The organism is Mesocryomonas lacus, assembly GCF_055730135.2.
The window spans coordinates 444657-463947 of sequence record NZ_JBUZWE020000001.1 but is presented as its reverse complement, the minus strand read 5'-3'; the positions used below and the strand labels follow the sequence as shown (position 1 = coordinate 463947).

Genomic DNA, 19291 nt, shown 5'->3' with positions numbered 1-19291 from the left:
TGCCCGTTATCCACACCCCGCCGAGAACGTGATGAGCGCAATCCGTGCGGCCCGCGACCTTTCCTTGACCCACCCCGCGGAGTCGCCTTAGCGTCTTTTTAACGGTGCCGCCGGCCCGCGCGACAAGGGTTTCCACACCATCCACCGGGCATCCCAGCAGTTTCTTGGCGGCCCGTACCGCCGTTGCAGATATGCTCCCTGACGGGAAAAACTTGCGAGTGCACGGTGGAAAAGGATTCGATTAACCGGCGCTGATCTACTATATCTAGTGTCGCCTACCCCGGCATACACCACATAGCCGCCGGCTCAGCCGGCTCGCCATTCTACCACCGTCACACCGGCGGCGCGCTTTCGCGTCTGTCGTTTGGCGTCCTGCATCCAGTCAAGGACAGTCCCATGGGCATGAAGATCGAGCGTCGCTACACCAAGGCTGGCGAAGGCGCCTATGCCGGCGTTGCCTTCCGCAAAGCGACCAGCGAGATCCGCAACCCCGATGGCTCCGTCGTCTTCCGGCTGGAGGGCATCGACGTTCCCGCTCAGTTCAGCCAAGTCGCCAGCGACATCCTGGCGCAGAAGTATTTCCGCAAGGCCGGCATCCCGGCCAAGCTGAAGCGCGTCGAGGAGAACAGCGTCCCGTCCTGGCTGTGGCGCTCGGTCCCCGACCACGCCGCGCTCGACGCAATGCCTGAGGGCGAGCGCTACGGCTCTGAAATGGACGCGCGGCAGGTCTTCGATCGCCTTGCCGGTACCTGGACCTATTGGGGCTGGAAGGGCGGCTACTTCGCCACCGAGGAGGACGCGCGCGCCTTCAACGACGAGCTCGCCTTCATGCTGGCGACCCAGAAGGTCGCACCGAACTCGCCGCAATGGTTCAACACCGGCCTGCACTGGGCCTATGGCATCGATGGCCCCGGCCAGGGCCATTTCTACGTCGACTACATCACCGGACAGCTGACCCGCTCGGCCTCGGCCTATGAGCACCCGCAGCCGCACGCCTGCTTCATCCAGTCGGTCGCCGACGACCTCGTCAACGACGGTGGCATCATGGACCTCTGGGTCCGCGAAGCCCGCCTCTTCAAGTATGGCTCGGGCACCGGCTCCAATTTTTCGCGCCTGCGCGGTGAGGGTGAGAAGCTTTCGGGCGGCGGCAAGTCGTCCGGCCTCATGAGCTTCCTGAAGATCGGCGACCGCGCGGCGGGCGCTATCAAGTCCGGTGGCACCACGCGCCGGGCCGCCAAGATGGTCGTCGTCGACATCGACCACCCCGACATCGAGGCCTACATCTCGTGGAAGGTGAAGGAGGAGGAGAAGGTCGCCGCCCTCGTCACCGGCTCGCGCACCATCTCTAAGCACCTGAAGGTGATCCTGGCCGCCTGCGTCAACTGCGAGGGCCCGGAGGGCGACTGCTTCGAGCCGATGAAGAACCCGGCGCTGAAGCGCGCCGTCAAGGACGCCAAGAAGTCCCAGGTTCCCGAGAACTACATCAAGCGCGTCATCCAGTTCGCGCGCCAAGGCTACACCGACATCGACTTCCCGGTCTACGACACCGATTGGGATAGCGAAGCCTACCTCACCGTCGCCGGCCAGAACTCCAACAACTCCGTCCGCGTCACCGACGACTTCCTTCGGGCAGTCGAGGACGACGGCACCTGGAACCTCACCGCCCGCAAGGACGGCCGCGTCGTCAAGACGTTGCAGGCCCGCGACCTCTGGGAGCGGGTCGGCTATGCCGCGTGGGCCTCGGCCGATCCCGGCATCCAGTTCCACACCACGATCAACGACTGGCACACATGCCCGGCCGCCGGCGAGATCATCGCCTCGAACCCGTGCTCGGAATACATGTTCCTCGACGACACGGCGTGCAACCTCGCCTCGCTGAACCTCATCCAGTTCCGCGAGCCCTCCGGCACGCTCGACACCGACGCGTTCGAACACGCGACGCGCCTCTGGACCGTGGTGCTCGAGGTGTCCGTCCTGATGGCGCAGTTCCCGTCGAAGGAGATCGCCCAGCGCTCCTACGACTACCGCACGCTCGGCCTCGGCTTCGCCAATATCGGCGGCTTCCTGATGACCTCGGGCATCCCCTATGACTCGGCCGAAGGCCGCGCGATCTGCGGTGCCGTCTCGGCGCTGATGACGGGCGTCGCCTATGCGACCTCGGCCGAGATGGCCGAGAAGCTCGGGCCGTTCCCGGACTACGCCGCCAATGCCGACCACATGCAGCGTGTCATGCGCAACCATGCCCGCGCCGCGCAAGGCATCGCCAACGGCTACGAGAACCTCTCGGTCGACCCGGTTCCGCTCGACCATGCCGCGCTGAAGGACAAGCGCCTGTCGGCCCGCGCCAAGGCGTGCTGGACCAAGGCCGTCTCGCTCGGCACCGCGCACGGCTACCGCAACGCCCAGGTCTCCGTCGTCGCACCGACCGGCACAATCGGCCTCGTGATGGACTGCGACACCACCGGCATCGAGCCCGACTTCGCGCTGGTGAAGTTCAAGAAGCTCGCCGGCGGCGGCTACTTCAAGATCATCAACAACGCGGTGCCCGCCGCGCTCCGCTCGCTCGGCTACACCGAGGCGCAGATCGGCGAGATGGAGGCCTATGCGGTCGGCCACGGCAACCTCAACCAGGCGCCCGCCATCAACCCCGGCTCGCTGCGCGCGAAGGGTTTTGGCGAGACCGAGATCGAGGCCCTGAACACCGCGCTGAAGGCGGCCTTCGACATCAAGTTCGCCTTCAATAAGTGGACGCTCGGCGAAGACTTCTGCCGCAAGACGCTCGGGCTGACCGACGCGCAGCTCGCCGACTTCTCCTTCGAGATCCTGCCCTTCCTCGGCTTCTCCCGCGCCGACATCGACGCCGCCAACGTCCACATCTGCGGTGCGATGACGCTCGAAGGCGCGCCGTTCCTGAAGGACCAGCACCTGCCGGTCTTCGACTGCGCCACCCCATGCGGCCGGATCGGTAAGCGCTACCTCTCGGTCGAGAGCCACATCCGGATGATGGCGGCCTCTCAGCCCTTCATCTCCGGCGCGATCTCCAAGACCATCAACATGCCGAACGATGCGACGGTGGAGGACTGCAACGCGGCCTACATGCTGTCGTGGAAGCTCGCGCTGAAGGCCAACGCCCTCTACCGCGACGGCTCGAAGCTTTCCCAGCCGCTCAACGCCTCGCTGATCGCCGACGAGGGCGATGACGAGGACGATCTGGTGGCGGAAGCGACCGAGATGCTCATCGCCCAGCCGGCGACCGCGCGCGCGGCGGAAGTCGCCGAGCGCATTGTCGAGCGGATCGTCGAGAAGGTGATCCGCGACCGCGAGAAGCTGCCGAACCGCCGCAAGGGCTATACCCAGAAGGCGATCGTCGGCGGCCATAAGGTGTACCTGCGCACCGGCGAATACGACGATGGCCGCATCGGCGAGATCTTCATCGACATGCACAAGGAAGGCGCCGCCTTCCGCGCGATGATGAACAATTTCGCCATCGCCATCTCGCTGGGCCTCCAGTTCGGCGTGCCGCTGGAGGAGTATGTGGAGGCCTTCACCTTCACCCGCTTCGAGCCGGCGGGCATCGTGCAGGGCAATGAGGCGATCAAGAACGCGACGTCGATCCTCGACTACGTCTTCCGCGAGCTTGCCGTGTCATATCTCGGCCGGCACGACCTCGCCCATGTTCAGCCGGAGGATTTCGGCACCTCGACGATCGGTCGCGGCGTCGAGGCTGACAAGCCCTCTCCGGTCAGCCACGGCATGGTTCGCGGCCAGACGGCGAAGTTCCGGCTCGTTTCGTCCGATCCGGCGGGCACGCTCAGCACCGGCACCGACGGCCGCACGCCGGCGACGACGCTGAAGGGCACAACGCCCGCCGCTGCCCCCCGCAGCCCGGCGGTCGCCACGACCGGCGCGGCGGTGACGCAGCTGGCAGGCCGCGGCCCGACCAGCTTCGGCGGCGGCAACCAGGCGACGGCGCTGAAGCGCGACTACGAGACGGCCCCCGTCTCCGACCCCGCGCCGATCGCCGACGTCTCGCCGGCGCAAGGCATCTTCGACAGCCCGCTGGCCTTCAAGGCCTCCGAGCGCGAGACCGCCAAGGTCGAGCAAGCCCCCGGCCCCAGCGCCAACGAACGCCGCGCTCAAGCCCTGATGAAGGGCTACACCGGCGAAAGCTGCTCGGAATGCGCCAACTTCACCATGGTCCGCAACGGCACCTGCTTGAAGTGCGACACCTGCGGCGCAACGAGCGGCTGCAGCTGAGGCAAAAAGCCGGTGATGGATGCCCCTGAGTTATGTTCTTAACAGCCTGAGTTCCGAACCAGGGTCTTCAACGACAGCAACTTAGCGAGAGCGAGGCGGACGGCCGTTTTGGCCATCCGCCTCTTTTTGTTTACTCTCCTGTATGCCCTCACCGAAGTCCTGTCGCCTCACAGTCATCCATCTCAGCATCGGCTCCCTCCTCCAGATGTCGGATCAGCTCCTCGGCATCGGCCATCCTTTGGGCGAGCAAAGGACCCAGCGCCGTCGATCTTTCTCGGTTCGCTTCCAAGTCGGCATCAGTGACTCGCTCCGGATGTCGAGCGTCCAAAAGGAAGGAGTACATCGCGTCCTTCTCAAACGCGGATCCCTCTGGCGCCCAACCGAGCTTCAGCAACGTCGTCACGAAGTCGCCTGTCCGCTTATGCGATATTGCTCCAGAGTCACGTAGATGGACCTCTGCGAAACCGAAAGGCGAAGCCCGTGCGTGCGATCGCTCGGTCGCACCAGTTCTTTCGCGACCCGACGAGCTCTTGCTAGATCACCCGTTACCTGGACCGAGTACCAGTGACTTCCAGTCATGGCTGCTAGTTCGTAAAGTGCCCAGCCATGCGTCGATTTGCTGAACTCGGTCGGGCGACAGAGCACGACTTCAAACCGATCCCGGCGAACTGTCTCCTCAGCCCACTCGAGATTCGGCGGGGTCCGCGAGACCATGGGTCGCGGCCACGTTCGTGCCGGTTCGGTCTCAACAAAGATTTCGTCCAAGCCAGTCGAATGCTTTGCCATCTTCGATCTCCCTCCGTTGGAGGGTGGCTTGGCGACCTGAAAGGCACCAAGTCGGCGGGCATCCGTTCAGCCTCACGCTTCCATGCTGACGTACTTCATGCCGGCCGCTGCCTTAGCAACAGGGCGAGCCACTAGCCTAGGTTCAGCCCGCCACCGCGTCGGTCAATTTCAACCGTTCTAGAGCCGTGGCGCCGAGCGCTCAGTGCGGCAAACCGCGAAGTTGGGTGAAGTCGTCGTCCGAGTTCGCCGCAGAGCCCGAAGCCTCCTGGTTTGAGGCACTTTCTATTGGGTACCGGGTCGAGTGGCGTTTGCGAACGATGTCGTCCGCCTGGCGACGAGCACTGCGAACGACGGCGCTCAGAGGATCCAGATCAGAAGCTGGATAACACCGACGGGTACACCCACAACAGCGGCGACAGACGCAGTGACTCTTGCCTTCCTGGAGTCGAGCAGCTACTGACGAAACCTGCAATTCAAGAGGTCGGGCGGGTACGGCAGGTTTTAGGATCGCGCGGGATCGATCTGCACGGCTAAGATGGGCGCTTAGCGGGAATCATTTCCGGCGTCGGATACGGGCCGAAGGCGGTCCTTCCGTTTCCGAGGCCATCTCGCGAATAGCTGCCATTCTGCATTCAACCCTTTAAAGACGTTGCAAGGACCAGGGTCGAAGCCCGTTGAGTCTTCCGCTTACGCCCCCTCTCGGCAAGCCGAACGGCTCGACGCGCAACGAGAAGCAAACGTTCTCGAAGGCGCTTGGGGGTTGGCACCCTACCGAAGGTCGTGCAGATCCGTCCCAAGATGGTTCGTCAGCGTCCAATCTGAGAAGTGGACTGCTAAACCCGCTCGCTCCGGCGTGCAGCACATCGGACCGACGTGGTAGCTGACGCCTTCCGGGAACGGACACAGCCGCACCAGGGGCCAGAGCCTCCCGTCGCTCGAGGCCTGCACGCGCAGGACACCGTCGGCCAGGGACACGCGCATCCAGAAATCCATCGGGTCGCCGTCAAAACGTCCCGTTGCCCAGTCGGACCGCTCCTGCGTCAGGACGCTGCCAAGGAGGGCATGTCCATCCGAAAACTCGAGCCCGGCCTTGATCCAGTGCCGCTCGTCGATCCGGACCATGATGCCGGCCTGATCGTAGAGGCTCTCGAACGTCGCCCGGATGCGCACCTGCGCGGTGAAGCCGTCGCCTGTCTCCAATCCCAGGAAGTGGCCGCTGTCGCGCGTGAAGCCGTAATGCGTCTCGCGCCAGAAGTCGGTCCGCTCGTCGGTCACCATCTGGAGGCTGTCGGGGCCAAGCTCAGCCTGCCTTGGTTCGTTCAGCCAGACACCCTTCCTGAGATCAGTCATCGACCCTCGTCCTTCGATTGTCTCACGGCGCTGGCGCACCAACCCGGCGACCCCTTGCTCAGTCTCGATGGCTGAACCGGGTCGACGTACCGGAGCACGGTCCATCGGGCGCTGCAACGCAGGTCCGGCAGCTTACGCTAGCTTCCCCCAAAAGTTGCCCGACCGCTTTCACCCGTAAAGTCTTTGGAGATAGGAACTCGGGTGATCGGATGCGGCCAAGCGAGCTTCGAAGGGATTATTGCACTTGCCGCGTCGATTTCCGACCGGAACTTTGCTTCGCGTCGATGGGAAGGGTGCGCGCCTGCAGCAGACGGATTTGCTTCTGGAACTGAAGTGGGCTCGTCGCGGTAGCCGACGTGACAAGCCGGACAGCGTGATCCGGCATGGCGATATTGCGCACCAGTCCGCCATGCTACTCTTGCAGTAAGCCAGGAAGTCCGTACCAAGCAGTATCTTTCCACCACGGTAAGCTACGTCACCAAAAAGCAGAAGCCTTCACATAATCTCGCGACTTTCGGCCCGGTAATGGCTTCACACCGTTGATCCGCCATGCCGCTAAGCCGAAATAGCCCACGCCTTGGCGCTAGCCCGAACGGCCACAGCTTCGTCCGCAGCGGATGCCTGTGACGGCGGCAGCGATGCCGATGGCGAGGACCGGGAGCACGACGTGCAGGACGGCTGCACTGAGGGCATCGCCGTCGATGCTGCCTCGGTCGCTGGCCAGTCCGATCAGCAACGGTCCGAGGCCGAGGCCGCAAAGTGTGGTCGCCGCGAGCATCAAGCCCGAGACGGTGCCCTTCGCTGGGGTAGCGGTGACGTTCTGGAGGAGGGTCAAGCCGGTCGGGGTCGCCGCGCCCATGGCACCGGCGAAGAGAGATAGGCCTGCGAGCGACAGCGTGAGGTCGGCCGCCTGCGCAAACAGGAGAAGGCCGGGGCACGCCAGGAGAAGCGCGATGGCGGCGATGCTAAAACCGCCCCGCAGCCGAAAAACGCGCATTGCCCGATCGGTCACCCATCCGCCGACGGCGTGTCCGGCAACGCCCGCGAGGAACGTCACTTTGCCGGCGGCCAGCGCCGCCATGGCGGGCTCGAGCGCGAAGCGGCGGTAGAGAAGCGTCGGCGTCCAGGCCGCCACCCCCTGGATCGCCAGAACCGTCGCCGACATCACGAGCAGAAGCGGCAGATAGGTCTGCCAACCCGCCGACAGCCAGGCGAGAGCCTGGCCGAGCATGGCCGTCCGAGACGGCTGCGGCGTGCTCTCTTTCGCGGCCCCACCATCGCGGACGGTGAAGAGAGCCAGGAGCGCTGCGAGGTTCAGAACGAGAGAGGCGAGGACGACGGCGCGCCAAGGCTCCGCGGGCAGGTCGGCAAGGCCAGTCAGGCGACCGAGCAGCCAGCCGCCGCCGATCAGCGCGGCCGCCCGGCCAGCGAGGCCGGCGGACGTGAAGACGGCGGTGGCCCGGGCGCGCCGGGGTGCGCTGACCCGCTCCGCGATCAGCGACAGCACGCAAGGCAAAAGCACCGACTGGCCAAGGCCAACCATGAGAGAGGCCGCGAACAGCCACGGAAAGCTCGGTGCGATCGCGTAGCCGAGGATGCCGCCGCTCGAGACGGTCAGGCCGCACAGGAGCAGGCGTCGCCGGTTGGTCCGATCAGCCAGCAGGCCAGCCGGAATGATGGCGAGCGCGTATAGCAGCGCAAAGCCTGTTCCTTGGAGAAGGCCGAGCTGCGTGTCGGTGAGGCCGAGGCTCGTCTTGATGGGCGTCAGCAGCACGGCCAGGAGACCTCGGTCCATCAACGCCGTGAACTGCACAAGCGCCAGCGCCGCCACGAGGCCGTAGGCGGAGCGGCGGACGGGACGGCGGGCATCAGAATCGGCGGCGATGCTGTCAGTCGGCGGGCTCAACTCAGCGCCCGCAGCCAGTCGTCGAAGAGCGGGCGACCGTTCGCCTCGTCCAGCACTGCCTCGCCGTTGCTGTTGCCGTTCACTGCGCGGAAGCGTCCGGGTGTCGTGCCATAAGCCTCTGCAAAGGATCGGTTGGCGTGGCTGTCGGACGAGAAACCGGCCTGAAGCGCGAGCTGTCCCACGCTGACCGACACAAGGTCGGGGCGCTGCATCAGCGAGTGCAGGCGCATGACACGCCGCTTCACGATATAGCGTGAGATCCCGCCGAAAGGCTTGAAGAGTTCATAGAGAACGGTGCGCGAAACCCCGGCCAGCGTCGAGATCATGATCGGCGAAAGGTCACGGCGCGACAGGTTCGCCTCCACGACGAGGCGAATGCGGTCGAGAACCGCCGCGGCACTGCGGTCGCGCAGGAGCGCGGTATCCTCGGAACGCAGCGCCAGCGCCAGCGCGCTTTCCAGAATGCCCACCACCGGCGCTGGCTCGGTGTTCGCCGCGCTGAGCTGCCGCTTGACAATAGAGGTCATGACGTCAGCCAAAAGCCCGGACTGCGCGCTGGACAGGATGCGCCCGTGCAGTCCCGCCACCTGGACGCTCGACCGCTCCACTAGGTCACGCGGAACCGAGAAGGTCAGAAGGCGCACGTCGAAGGCCGTGGTGCGCTGCGGGCGGGTCAAGTCGAAGAGGGCGATGCTGCCGGGCCCCGCTTCCTCGGCCTGGTTGTCGTGCTCGACCACCATGCGGCCGGAAACGACGAGCTGGAGCGTGAAGTGCGAGAAGCCGTCGCCGCGCACGCGGGCGGCGGTGCGCTCGTGCGCGACGTCGTTGAGCTGTCTGTCGAACAGGACAAGGGGTCCCAGGCGGCAAGCCTCGAGGCGCGCGTGGAAGCCAGGTCCGGTCTGGTGAACATCCGTGCCCCCGGCATAGAGCGCGCGGTATCGCCCGAAGGCATCGCCGTCCTCGACCGCGACGCTGTCGAACTCGTAGTACACCGGCGGCGATCGGGTCATGCGGGGCAAGGCATCCTGGCGGCGTGCGGATCGGTGAGGCAGCCCTTCCAGCTGGATCGAAGAAAGGCCGGGCTGCGGTCTCTTTCCGCACGGCCTGACTATGGCGCGCGAGACACAGTTCGCATGTCGAACGATCCTATAGGGACTTCCGGACGCTCAGGCAACGAATGGCGGACGCTGGTGCAACGCCGCTCCGCCCCGTTCCGTAGCTCACCGCGAAGCCGGCCCCTAACTATCAGTCATCGCAGGAGGCGGCGCCAGGCCGGGCCGTCTCGCGCAGCGGCACGGCAAGCAGGGCGCGCAGCCGCCTGTCCCGCGTCGCAGTGCCGGCCCCTGAGCAGAGACCCGTTCATGCCGATCCGACGCCGCTCCGCCCCTGCGCTTCTGCTCCAAGCCACCCGTCCGATCTGCGGCGTCCGTGGCGAGGCCCTGGCGTGAGCGCCGCTTCGATGATCGCCCCGGCCAGCCCCGGCGGCAGCGAGGATCTCGTCGTCACCTCCTCGCGGGGCTTCCCCGACTGGCTGGCCGCGCAAGGGGCCAGCCTCCTCTTCACCACAGACCAGGCGGACAGGCTTTTCCGGATCGGCACGCACGGCGGACGCCTCTCGGTCGTAGAGCGCAGCTTCCCCCGCCCGATGGGCCTCGACGTGTCGGCGGATGGGAGATCGGTGCTGATGGCCACGCGCAACCAGATCATCCGCTTCGACAACGTCGTGCCGGCCGGTGAGAAGGCGGGGGCCAGCGGCGACGAGGGCTATGACGCGCTGTTGTCGCCGCAGGCTACCTGGAACACCGGCGACCTCGACGTCCACGACGTCGCTTTCGGGCCCGATGGTCGGCCGGTCTTTGCCAACACCTTATTCTCGTGCCTCGCAACGGTTTCGGACGGCGGTTCTTTCCGCCCGCTATGGCGGCCCCCGTTTATCTCGAAGCTGGCCCCCGAAGACCGCTGCCACCTCAACGGCATGGCGACCGACGAGACCGGAACCCCGCACTTCGTCACCGCCGCGTCGCGCTCGGATGTCGCGGACGGCTGGCGCGACTGGCGCGCGGACGGCGGGCTCTTGATCGACGTCACGTCCGGCGAGGCCGTCGCTTCCGGCCTGTCCATGCCGCACTCGCCGCGCCTTCAGGACGGCTGGTTGTGGATCCTGAATTCCGGCACCGGCGAGCTTGGCCTCGTCGACACCGGCTCGGGGCGCTTCGAGCCGGTGGCGTTCTGCCCGGGCTATGCGCGGGGCCTCGCCTTCGTCGGCCGCTTCGCGATCGTCGGCCTCTCCCTGCCGCGCGGCCAGAAATTCTCCGGGCTGCCACTCGATGCGGCGCTGGCAGTGCGGGATGCCGACGCGCGCTGCGGGCTGCTCGTCATCGACACCCACACGGGTGACACGGTGGAGTGGCTTCGCCTGGAGGGCGCCGTGCACGAGCTGTTCGACGTGGCCGTCCTGCCGGGTGCGCGGCGCTTGGCCTCGATTGGCGTCCAATGAGATCGACCGCGTCCGGTCGATCGGAGAGCGTGAAACGGGCTGCTGACCCCTCGCACGCACATTTTTGGCACGGCGCCGTCCCCGCCGTCCTGCTTCCCCTGCGCCGACCCGTCGCTCCCCTACCCTGCCGGGCTCTTGCCCCGCGACGAGCGACGACGCCAGGCCGGCGTTCGGCGCCCGTCGCAGGGGGCAATCAGTACATCGGCAGGCCGCCGGTGACCGGGATGACGGCGCCGGACATGTAGCTGCCCTCGCGCGAGGCCAGGAGAACGTAGGCGGGGGCAAGTTCCGCCGGCTGGCCGGCGCGGGCGAGCGGGGTGTTATGGCCGAGTTTCTCCAGCTCGTCCGGCTCCTTGGCGATGACCTGGATGGGCGTCCAGACCGGGCCGGGCGCGACAGCGTTGACGCGGATGCCCTTCGGCGCCAGGAGGTTGGACAGGCCGATCGTGAGGCTCGAAATCGCGCCCTTCGTCGCGGCATAGACGATCATGTTTTCGGTGGCGACCTTGGCCTGGATGCTCGTCGAGTTGACGATCGCCGAGCCCGGCTTCATGTGCGGCGCCGCGGCCTTCGCCAGGCGCAGCATCGCGAAGACGTTGACGGCGAAGGCATCCTGCATCTCGTCGTCATCGATGCTGGCGAGATCCTCGTTTGTCGTCTGCGCGGCGGCGTTGTTCACGAGAATGTCGAGACCGCCGAGCTCCGAAACCGTTTGTGCCACGAGGTCGGCGCAGAGATCGCGGTCGCGGAGGTCGCCCGGCACGAGGACGCAGCGGCGTCCGGACTTCTCGACCCAGGCCTTGGTGTCCTCGGCATCGGCCTGCTCGGTCGGGAGATAGGAGATCGCGACGTCCGCGCCCTCGCGGGCATAGGCGATCGCGACTGCCTTGCCGATGCCCGAATCGCCGCCGGTGATCAGCGCGACGCGGCCCTCGAGAAGGCCCTTGCCGACATAGCTCTCTTCGCCATGGTCGGGCCGCGTGTGCATCTTCTCCTCAAAGCCGGGAAGCTGCTGCATCGTCTCTCCGGGAAACTGTGTGGGCTGGCTGGTGCGGGGATCGTCGGTCATCTCTGTTCCTGTCGTTTGAAGGTCAGGGCAGCAACGATCCGTCACGGATATCGCTCCCGCACCAAGGCCGATCCCCGTGCCGGAATGCGTTCGAAGGCCGACAGCTCCCCGCTCGACCCTTCGCCGCGCGAGCGCCTGCCGCCCTCAATCTTGATGCGGCAGGGCCAAAATCCATCTCGAAACCTTATGCGCGAAGACCGATCGTCGCAGCGGAGCGCATCGGCCTATCCCCGGATGGTGCCATGGCGCCGTGTCGAACGGGCTCTCGGGCCGGGAAGAGTTCATGCTGTCTCACCTTCGCAATGACGTCGTCCTCACCGGACTGCTCGCAGCCGCCACGCTCCTCGCTCAGCCGGTCGCGACGCTCGGTCTCGCCCATGCCATGCTGTCCGCCCCTGCCCTCGCTTTGGCAGCGGCCGCCGAACCGGAGCGATCCTGAATGCGCGTCCGGCTGATAGCGTCGGACGTCGGCGGGCCGGGCCGCCGTCCCGCGTCGCCTCCGCCAGCCCGTCGCGGGCGACGCCGCGTGCTGGCGGTCGCCGCCGCGGTCGCGATCATGGCAGCGATGGTTGGCCATCCGGATCCGACCTCGTCCGAGCGGCGGCACACGGCTTCGCCGGACGAGCGCGAGACGGTTGGCTCGGCGGCCACCGCTGCCGACGCGAGGCGGATCCGGGTGTCGAGGCTCGTTGGTTCGATGGTTTTCGGGCCGCAAGGACAGCGCGTTGGCACCGTCGATGACGTGCTGGTCGACGCCAGCGGCCGCGTGGTGGCGGTGACGCTCGATGTCGGGGCGTTTATCGGGGTGGCGACGCGAACTGTTGCGGTGCCGATGGCCTTGCTGAGCCTCGTGCCGGCGGCAGAAGCGGCTCACCGAAAAACGCCGCCAGCGCCGACCGCCCCGGCCGGCAAGAGTGCCGCAGGCCTTCTCGAGGACCTGATGACGCGCACGCCGACCCGCTGGCAGGTGAGTCCCGCCGACCACGTCGAGGTCAGCCTCAGCCGGCAGGACCTCGCTGGCATGCCGGCCTATGCCGGCGACTGAAAGGACGCCGGACGAAGCCTGTCCTTGCCGAAACACTACGGAGACGGCCCCTCTTCCGTATCGAAAACTTACGCGGAAAGGCGGATTCAAGGGGTATCTGCAACAGCGAAGGTCTTCCTCGCATGCCCACCATGAACCCGTCGTCTATCGCCCGGTATCCTTCTCCCGGGGCGCCGATGTCCCTCTTCGCGCTGAAACAGGACGGCGACGGTCGCTGGGTCGTCAGCGGAACCGGCGACCAATGGGGCGGCATCTTCGTCAGCCGCGACGCCGCCTTGCGGTTCGCCTGGACGGAACTCGGGCAAGCGGCCCCGGTATCGGCCCGTTCGGCCGTGGAGCGCCTGGCTTGAGCGCGCAGGCTGTCGTCGCGGCGCTCCTTCTCGTCACCGTCTCCGCCGCGATGATGGCGATGGGCAGCCTCTACGCCCTGACCCTCAGCTGATGCCAGGACGGCATCGGTCCGTCGCAGCCCCTCACCCTCTCCCTGAATATCGAGGCCATCCCATGAACACGCCCGGTGTCGTCACCTCGCTCGTGACGCCCTTCTCCTCGCCTGCCGATGGCGCCAGCGGAACCAGTCCTATCATCGACGAGACGTCCTGGCGGCGCAGCTTCGCGTTCCAGCGCGACAGTGGGATTCCCGCCGTCGCTGTCGCAGGATGGATCGGCGAAGGCGCCACTTTGTCGCGAAAGGAGCGGCAGCGGCTGGTGTCGCTGGCTGCGGAGGTCGCCGGCCCGATGCGGGTCTACGCCGACGTCAGCAGCAACGACACGGCAAGGGCCGAGACCTACGCCGCGGATGCCGAGGCGGCCGGCGCCGACGCGGTCATCGTCGTCACGCCGTCCTACAGCCGGCCGAACGTCGCGGGTGTCCGGCGACACGTCGAGCGGATCACGATGGCGGTGGATCTGCCTGTCTACGTCGAGTTCGACGAGGCCCGGACGCGGTGCAGCCTCGGCGCGCGCGACATCGCCAAGCTGGTGCGGATCGACGGCGTCGTCGGGCGGATCGACCACAGCGCCGTTCTTTCTGCAGGCGATGATTTCGGGCGCGCACCCGGGGCGACGCAATTGTTGGCGGCGAACGAGACCACCTGTCCCGCCTCCTGCTTCAGTGGTGCCGATGGCCTGTTCAGCGCCATCGCCAATCTCGCACCCCCGGAGGTGCTGGCGCTCCGAGAGGCGTGCCGGGACGGAAACGTCCGTCGCGCCTGCGTGCTGCACGCCCGGCTGATGCCGCTGATCGCGGCGGTGGAGGCGCACGGCGTCGCCGCACTGAAATACGCGCTGCTGCTTCGCCGCGGGCTCGAGAGCAGCGTGCGCCTTCCACTGGTGCCGCTCGAACGCAGTGCCGAGATCGAGGTAGAGACGGCGCTGTTCAAAATGACCACGGCGGAACTGGAGGAAACGATGCCAAACGCCCATTCCGCCCTTCTCGGCAAGCCGTCCCAGGCTCACCGGGAGCGCCGCATCAGCGGGGGTCGCGGGCGATGACGCCACCGGACAAAGAGCCCGCCGATGGCACGAAGCTCTGCGGCGGCCGGTCTGCGCCGACGGAGCCCGCCGACGCCGCAGCCGTCCTCGGCTGGATAAGGCAAGGCGTAGAACGTGGCGAGGACCTTCAGCGCCAGCTGAAGCACGCAACCCCGGACTTCGCGCAGGAAGCACTCCTGGCATCAACCCGGCGTCTGCTCGAGAAATGCCGCGAGGAGGTGTGCGTGCTGGAGGCCGGCGGGCACGCCGAGCGGAACGGCCGTGGACCGGTCTGAACCTTCGGATGCGGAGCCGGACGAAATGCGGCCGGTGCTTCCGGCCGTATGGCGCGTATGCCGTGCGCCGGATAGGGCGCACGGCATCGAGGTTCTAAGGCTCGTTCACGACCGGGCGTGTTGCCCGATCTTCGATCTCTACGCCGCGAGGTGCTTGAGGAGGACCTTGGCCGCGAGCGCCGACGAACCGGGGTTCTGCCCGGTGGTCAGCAGCCCGTCGGTGACGACGTACTCGGCCCAGTCCGCGCCCTTTTCATACTGTCCGCCCTTGGCGACAAGTTCGTCCTCGACGAGGAAGGGCACGATGTCGGTGAGGCCGACGGCGGCTTCCTCGCTGTTGGTGAAGCCGGTCACGCGCTTGCCTTCGACCAGCGGACGGCCCGCCGGCGTCTTGACGTGGCGCAGGACGCCCGGCGCATGACATACCAGCGCCACCGGCTTACCGGCGGCGATGAAGTCTTCGATCAGCTTGACCGAGTTCGGGTCCTCGGCGAGGTCCCAGAGCGGGCCGTGGCCGCCGGGATAGAAGACGGTGTCGAAGTCTTCCTGGGCAAGCGTGTCGAGCCGGACCGTGCTGGCGAGCTGGGCCTTCGCCGCGGCATCCGCCTCGAAACGGTGGGTCGCGTCCGACTGGGCGTCGGGCTCGTTGCTCTTCGGGTCAAGCGGCGGCTGGCCGCCGGCCGGCGAGGCCAGCGTGATCTCGGCGCCTGCATCCTTGAAGACGTAGTAGGGCGCGGCCAGCTCTTCGAGCCAGAAACCGGTCTTGCGGCCGGTATTGCCGAGCTGGTCGTGCGAGGTGAGGACCATGAGGATCTTCATCGGTCGTTCCTGTCTGGAAGAGGGATCGATTGGGCGAAGCGCTCTTGTGAGCGTCTATCGGTCATAAATCCAATTTATCTGTTGAATTTCAGACATTCACTCTGCAGCATGACTGCATGCGCTACGACCTCAACCTCCTGCCGGTGTTCGTGACCCTCATGGAGGAGCGCAGCGTCACCCGCGCCGCCGAGCGGCTGGGGATCACCCAGCCTGCTTTGTCGAACGCCCTCGCCCGCCTGCGCACCATGCTCGGCGACCCGCTTTTCGTGCGCGAGCGCTATGGCATGAAGCCGACGCCGGTGGCGCTGGAACTCCTGCCGGTGATCGCGGCGTCGCTGTCGGCGATCGAGGAGGCGGTTCGCAGTCAGCAGGAATTCGATCCGGCAAAGGCGGAACGGCTGATCACCATCGCACCGAACAGCTATGTCGAGTTTGTCCTGATGCCCCGGGTCGTCGCCCGCCTGCAGGCCGAGGCGCCGGGCATCCGGCTCCGTCTCGTCCCCTTCGGCAATGATCTGGTCGAGACCGGCGCGATGTCGGGGGAAACCGCCATGGTGCTCGGCCGGATCGTCGAGCCGCCGGACAGCCTGGTGGTTCAGCACCTGATGGACGACGGGCTGGCCTGCGTCGTCAGGGCCGGCCACCCGGAGGTGGGGGCAAGCCTTTCGCAGTCGGTCTACGAGAGCCTCCAGCACGTTAACGTGCTGCCCCCCGGCCGCCTGCGCGCGGGGCTGTTCCAGGCGCTGGAGCGGCGGGGCGTGCGGCGCGAGGTCGCCGTGTCCGTCACGCATTTCCTCGCCGTTCCGGAAATCGTCGCGGTCACCGACTACTGCGCCACCTTGCCGTGGCTGATCTGCCGCCACATCGCCCGCGACCCCCGGCTGAAGGTCGTGCCGGCGCCTGTCGACCTCGGCACCTTTCCGGTCGATCTCGGCTGGCACGTCCGCTACCGCAACGATCCCGCCCATCGCTGGGTGCGCTCGCTGGTCATCGCACTGGCAAAGGAGTTGTCGGCCGAGCGACCGCCGGACTAGCAGGACGCCATCCGGTGGAAGGCACGCGGATGACTTTATGGGCGAGGCTTGGAGCGCCGCCCTTCGACGGGCCACGCGCCCACAGAATGTGCGGGATTGGTGATCTGCAGCCGGCGCTCTATGTGACGGCTTGCGAATCACCCCCCGAAAGCCCGCCATGATCGTGTTTGAAACCATCGTCGCGATGCTGGCTGTCGGGGTGCTGATGCTCGGTCTCGCGCGTCGCTGGCACCTGCCCTATCCCGTTCTGCTGGCGCTCGTCGGCGTCGCGCTGGCGATCGCGCCGATCGATATCGACTTCAACCTCGACCCGTCGCTGGTGCTGGCCCTCTTCGTCGCGCCGGTGCTGCTGGATGCGGCCTACGACACGTCCCTGCGCGACCTCCGGCGCAACTGGGGCGCAGCGCTGAGCCTTGCGCTCGTCGCCGTCGGCCTGACGACCGCAGCGGTAGCCGTGGTCGTTCACCTCCTGGTGCCGACCATCCCCTGGGCGGCCGCCATCGCCATCGGCGCCATCGTCGCCCCGCCCGACGCGGTGGCTGCGACGACGGTGCTGCGCGACGTCAAGCTGCCGCACCGCATCGCCGTGATCCTGCGCAACGAGGCGCTCCTCAACGACGCCTCGACCTTGCTGATCTACCGGCTGGCGCTCGCGGCGGTCGCTTCGGGCGGCGGCATCGGTGCCGAGGTGATCGCCCCGGCCTTTCTCCTGTCGCTGGTCGGCAGCCTGGTGGCAGGCCTGGCGCTGGCCTGGCTCGTCGGCCTCGTCACCGGCCGGATCGAGGATGCGCCGACGTCCATCATCGTGCAGTTCGTGTCGACCTTCGGCGTCTGGGTTCTGGCCGAGCGGCTGGCGCTGTCGCCGATCCTGACGATCGTCATCTACGGGATGACGCTGGCGCGGCTGCCCTCCGCCTACCCCACCGCCCGGCTGCGCCTTCCCTCCTTCGCCGTCTGGGAAACGGCGGTCGTCGTCCTCAACGTCCTCGCCTTCCTCATCATCGGCCTGGAACTCGGTCCGGTCATCGCATCGGCCTCCCCGGACGAACTCCGGCACTGGATGGTCGTCGGGGCGGCCGTGCTGGCAACCGTGATCGGCGTCCGGCTGGTCTGGACCATCGCCGCGGCCTTCTGGAGCCGGTGGCAGATCGCCCGGACCGACGGCGCAACGGTCGAGGGCGGTCTCCTGCCAGACTGGCGAACGGGCGTGATCGTCGGCTGGGCCGGCACGCGGGGCATTGTCACCGTCGCCACCGCCCTGGCTTTGCCGACAGATTTCCCCGAACGCGGCATGCTGCTGTTCTCGGCCTTTGCCGTGACCCTCGGGACGCTCGTGATCCAAGGTCTGACGCTGCGCCCGCTGGTGATGGCTTTCGGGCTCGAGGAGGACGACCCGGTCGCCCGCGAAGTGCGCGAGGCGCGTATGGCGACATCCGATGCCGGCATTGCGGCCGTGCGGGACGACGCCTCGCCCGGGGCGGCCGCGCTGCGTGCCGAGCTGGAAGCCGAGAAACGGGTGGCGGAAGCGGCCGAAGAAGGTTTTGGACGGCCGACCCCGCCGGAGAAGGCGCTGCGGGCAAAGGCCCTTATCGCCCGGCGCAACCGTCTTCTCGCCCTCCGGCGCGACGGAACCATCGGCGACGAAGCCTTCCATCTCATCGAAGAGGAACTGGACCTTGCCGATCTCGCGGTCGCCACCCGCACCTAGGTCTGACACCCGCATGAGTGTTCTGGTCGCCGACCCGTTGTCCCCGGCCAGCGTACTCGCAGACTGGAACCGGCGACCCGCCGGGATGCCTGCTCCTTCGACATCGGCTTAGCTGGGCCGCGGCGACCAGCGCGACAGGTCCTCGCGATCCACGCCGTCCAGTGGAACGTAACGGACAAATCTCGCACGCTTGCGGCACCAGGTGCAGCGCCAGACGCGCGCTTCGATGTCCTCGCCCGGCGCGATGACGTCCATGAAGTCGGAGGCGCGGAAGATCGCCCGCTTACCGCATTCGCACCGCACGAGGATGCCGAGCCCTTTCCTCAGCCCGTCCGAAAAGCTCTTGATCGACTGAACCATATCCCGCCCTGATGTCCGCTTAGAACATATCAGGAACATCTACCTAAGGCGAGGGTTCCGCTGTTAAAGCCGCGCACCAGTCCGTCCAACCAGCATCGGCCAGTTCAACGGGCGAAGGCGAATTCTCCCGCGGACTCCCAGGGCCCGCCGCGATAGTGCCAGAGCAAGAGGCCGGTTGCGGTGACCTCGAAAGGCTCGAAGTCATCTGCAAGCGCGTCAAACGTCTTCCTTGCCGCCGCCGCAGAAGTCTTGTTCTGGATGGTCACGTGCGGCCGGAACCCTTGCGCGTCCTGCCGTGTCAGCGCGTCCGCGAAGTGGGCGGCAAGGCCTGCACGTAGTGCCGAGAGGGCTGCGCTCTCGATCGCGTAGGCAGTGCCTTGCCCGAGAAAGCGAAGGCCGCTCACCGCCACGGTGAAGGGAGCAGAGTCGGATGCCTTCTCCGCCACGGCGGCCGATACCTCGGCATAGCGGTCGCCGGGCAGATGGTGGAACAGTGTGAGGTGCGCAGGGATGAAATTGCGGGCCGGCGGAAAATACTGCCGGCGCATCCGATCGAAATGCGCAAAACTGTCGGCGTCGAACTGCAGTGTCAGGATCAGGGGTGCGTCTTCCACGGGGCATTCTCCGGCTGGCCTGGCCCTACCCGTCTGCGGGAAGCGAGGCCGGGAGGTTTCCCATCTGGCGCCTAGGC

17 protein-coding genes are annotated in these 19291 nt (G+C 66.8%); 9 read left to right on the top strand and 8 right to left on the bottom strand.

Features of this window, described 5'->3' with window-relative positions; all coding sequences use genetic code 11:
* The first annotated feature begins 396 nt into the window (after positions 1–396).
* Positions 397–4257 (top strand): vitamin B12-dependent ribonucleotide reductase, encoded by a 3861-nt coding sequence (locus ACZLZY_RS02185; protein ID WP_472931782.1) that lies wholly within the window; start codon positions 397–399, stop codon positions 4255–4257.
* Between the two features lie 148 nt (positions 4258–4405).
* On the opposite strand, the gene ACZLZY_RS02180 is transcribed toward ACZLZY_RS02185, so the two are convergent.
* The 4 genes from ACZLZY_RS02180 to ACZLZY_RS02165 form a co-directional block, all read right to left on the bottom strand.
* Positions 4406–4660 carry a hypothetical protein gene (locus ACZLZY_RS02180; RefSeq protein WP_472931781.1) on the bottom strand — a complete coding sequence of 85 codons (255 nt, stop codon included), beginning with the start codon at positions 4658–4660 and terminating at the stop codon, positions 4406–4408.
* Positions 4661–5811: 1151 nt separating this feature from the next.
* Positions 5812–6393: a DUF1349 domain-containing protein gene (locus tag ACZLZY_RS02175; RefSeq protein WP_472931780.1), complete on the bottom strand. Its 582-nt coding sequence runs from the start codon at positions 6391–6393 to the stop codon at positions 5812–5814.
* A 583-nt stretch (positions 6394–6976) separates the two neighbouring features.
* A complete protein-coding gene (locus ACZLZY_RS02170) occupies positions 6977–8299 on the bottom strand; it encodes an MFS transporter (RefSeq protein ID WP_472931779.1) in 1323 nt (440 codons plus the stop codon).
* Positions 8296–9309 carry an AraC-like ligand-binding domain-containing protein gene (locus ACZLZY_RS02165; protein ID WP_472931778.1) on the bottom strand — a complete coding sequence of 338 codons (1014 nt, stop codon included), beginning with the start codon at positions 9307–9309 and terminating at the stop codon, positions 8296–8298. The genes ACZLZY_RS02170 and ACZLZY_RS02165 overlap by 4 nt, the downstream gene beginning before the upstream one ends.
* A 434-nt stretch (positions 9310–9743) precedes the next feature.
* On the opposite strand from ACZLZY_RS02165, the gene ACZLZY_RS02160 reads away from it, so the two are divergent.
* Complete coding sequence (locus tag ACZLZY_RS02160; RefSeq protein WP_472931776.1) at positions 9744–10796, top strand: TIGR03032 family protein; 1053 nt, start codon at positions 9744–9746, stop codon at positions 10794–10796.
* A 193-nt stretch (positions 10797–10989) separates the two neighbouring features.
* Here ACZLZY_RS02160 and ACZLZY_RS02155 read toward each other — a convergent pair whose 3' ends face one another.
* Positions 10990–11865 carry an SDR family oxidoreductase gene (locus ACZLZY_RS02155; protein WP_472931775.1) on the bottom strand — a complete coding sequence of 292 codons (876 nt, stop codon included), beginning with the start codon at positions 11863–11865 and terminating at the stop codon, positions 10990–10992.
* A gap of 283 nt (positions 11866–12148) precedes the next feature.
* On the opposite strand from ACZLZY_RS02155, the gene ACZLZY_RS02150 reads away from it, so the two are divergent.
* From ACZLZY_RS02150 to ACZLZY_RS02130, 5 genes are all read left to right on the top strand, one after another.
* A complete protein-coding gene (locus ACZLZY_RS02150; protein ID WP_472931773.1) occupies positions 12149–12304 on the top strand; it encodes a hypothetical protein in 156 nt (51 codons plus the stop codon).
* An 87-nt stretch (positions 12305–12391) separates the two neighbouring features.
* Positions 12392–12910 (top strand): PRC-barrel domain-containing protein, encoded by a 519-nt coding sequence (locus ACZLZY_RS02145; protein ID WP_472931772.1) that lies wholly within the window; start codon positions 12392–12394, stop codon positions 12908–12910.
* Positions 12911–13086: 176 nt separating this feature from the next.
* Positions 13087–13260 carry a hypothetical protein gene (locus tag ACZLZY_RS02140; protein ID WP_472931771.1) on the top strand — a complete coding sequence of 58 codons (174 nt, stop codon included), beginning with the start codon at positions 13087–13089 and terminating at the stop codon, positions 13258–13260.
* A 154-nt stretch (positions 13261–13414) separates the two neighbouring features.
* On the top strand, positions 13415–14404 hold the full coding sequence (locus ACZLZY_RS02135) for a dihydrodipicolinate synthase family protein (RefSeq protein WP_472931770.1): 990 nt from the start codon (positions 13415–13417) through the stop codon (positions 14402–14404).
* Positions 14401–14679: a hypothetical protein gene (locus tag ACZLZY_RS02130; RefSeq protein WP_472931769.1), complete on the top strand. Its 279-nt coding sequence runs from the start codon at positions 14401–14403 to the stop codon at positions 14677–14679. The genes ACZLZY_RS02135 and ACZLZY_RS02130 overlap by 4 nt, the downstream gene beginning before the upstream one ends.
* A 138-nt stretch (positions 14680–14817) precedes the next feature.
* Here ACZLZY_RS02130 and ACZLZY_RS02125 read toward each other — a convergent pair whose 3' ends face one another.
* Positions 14818–15498: a type 1 glutamine amidotransferase domain-containing protein gene (locus ACZLZY_RS02125; RefSeq protein WP_472931768.1), complete on the bottom strand. Its 681-nt coding sequence runs from the start codon at positions 15496–15498 to the stop codon at positions 14818–14820.
* Positions 15499–15614: 116 nt separating this feature from the next.
* On the opposite strand from ACZLZY_RS02125, the gene ACZLZY_RS02120 reads away from it, so the two are divergent.
* Both ACZLZY_RS02120 and ACZLZY_RS02115 read left to right on the top strand, forming a co-directional pair.
* Positions 15615–16532: a LysR family transcriptional regulator gene (locus ACZLZY_RS02120; RefSeq protein ID WP_472931767.1), complete on the top strand. Its 918-nt coding sequence runs from the start codon at positions 15615–15617 to the stop codon at positions 16530–16532.
* Positions 16533–16689: 157 nt separating this feature from the next.
* The gene (locus ACZLZY_RS02115; RefSeq protein ID WP_472931766.1) at positions 16690–18240 is read left to right on the top strand and encodes a cation:proton antiporter; all 1551 of its coding nucleotides are present in this window, start codon (positions 16690–16692) and stop codon (positions 18238–18240) included.
* A gap of 108 nt (positions 18241–18348) precedes the next feature.
* On the opposite strand, the gene ACZLZY_RS02110 is transcribed toward ACZLZY_RS02115, so the two are convergent.
* Together ACZLZY_RS02110 and ACZLZY_RS02105 are read right to left on the bottom strand one after the other, a co-directional pair.
* Complete coding sequence (locus ACZLZY_RS02110) at positions 18349–18600, bottom strand: hypothetical protein (RefSeq protein WP_472931764.1); 252 nt, start codon at positions 18598–18600, stop codon at positions 18349–18351.
* 104 nt (positions 18601–18704) lie between these two features.
* The gene (locus tag ACZLZY_RS02105; RefSeq protein WP_472931763.1) at positions 18705–19214 is read right to left on the bottom strand and encodes a 2'-5' RNA ligase family protein; all 510 of its coding nucleotides are present in this window, start codon (positions 19212–19214) and stop codon (positions 18705–18707) included.
* Positions 19215–19291: the final 77 nt, after the last annotated feature.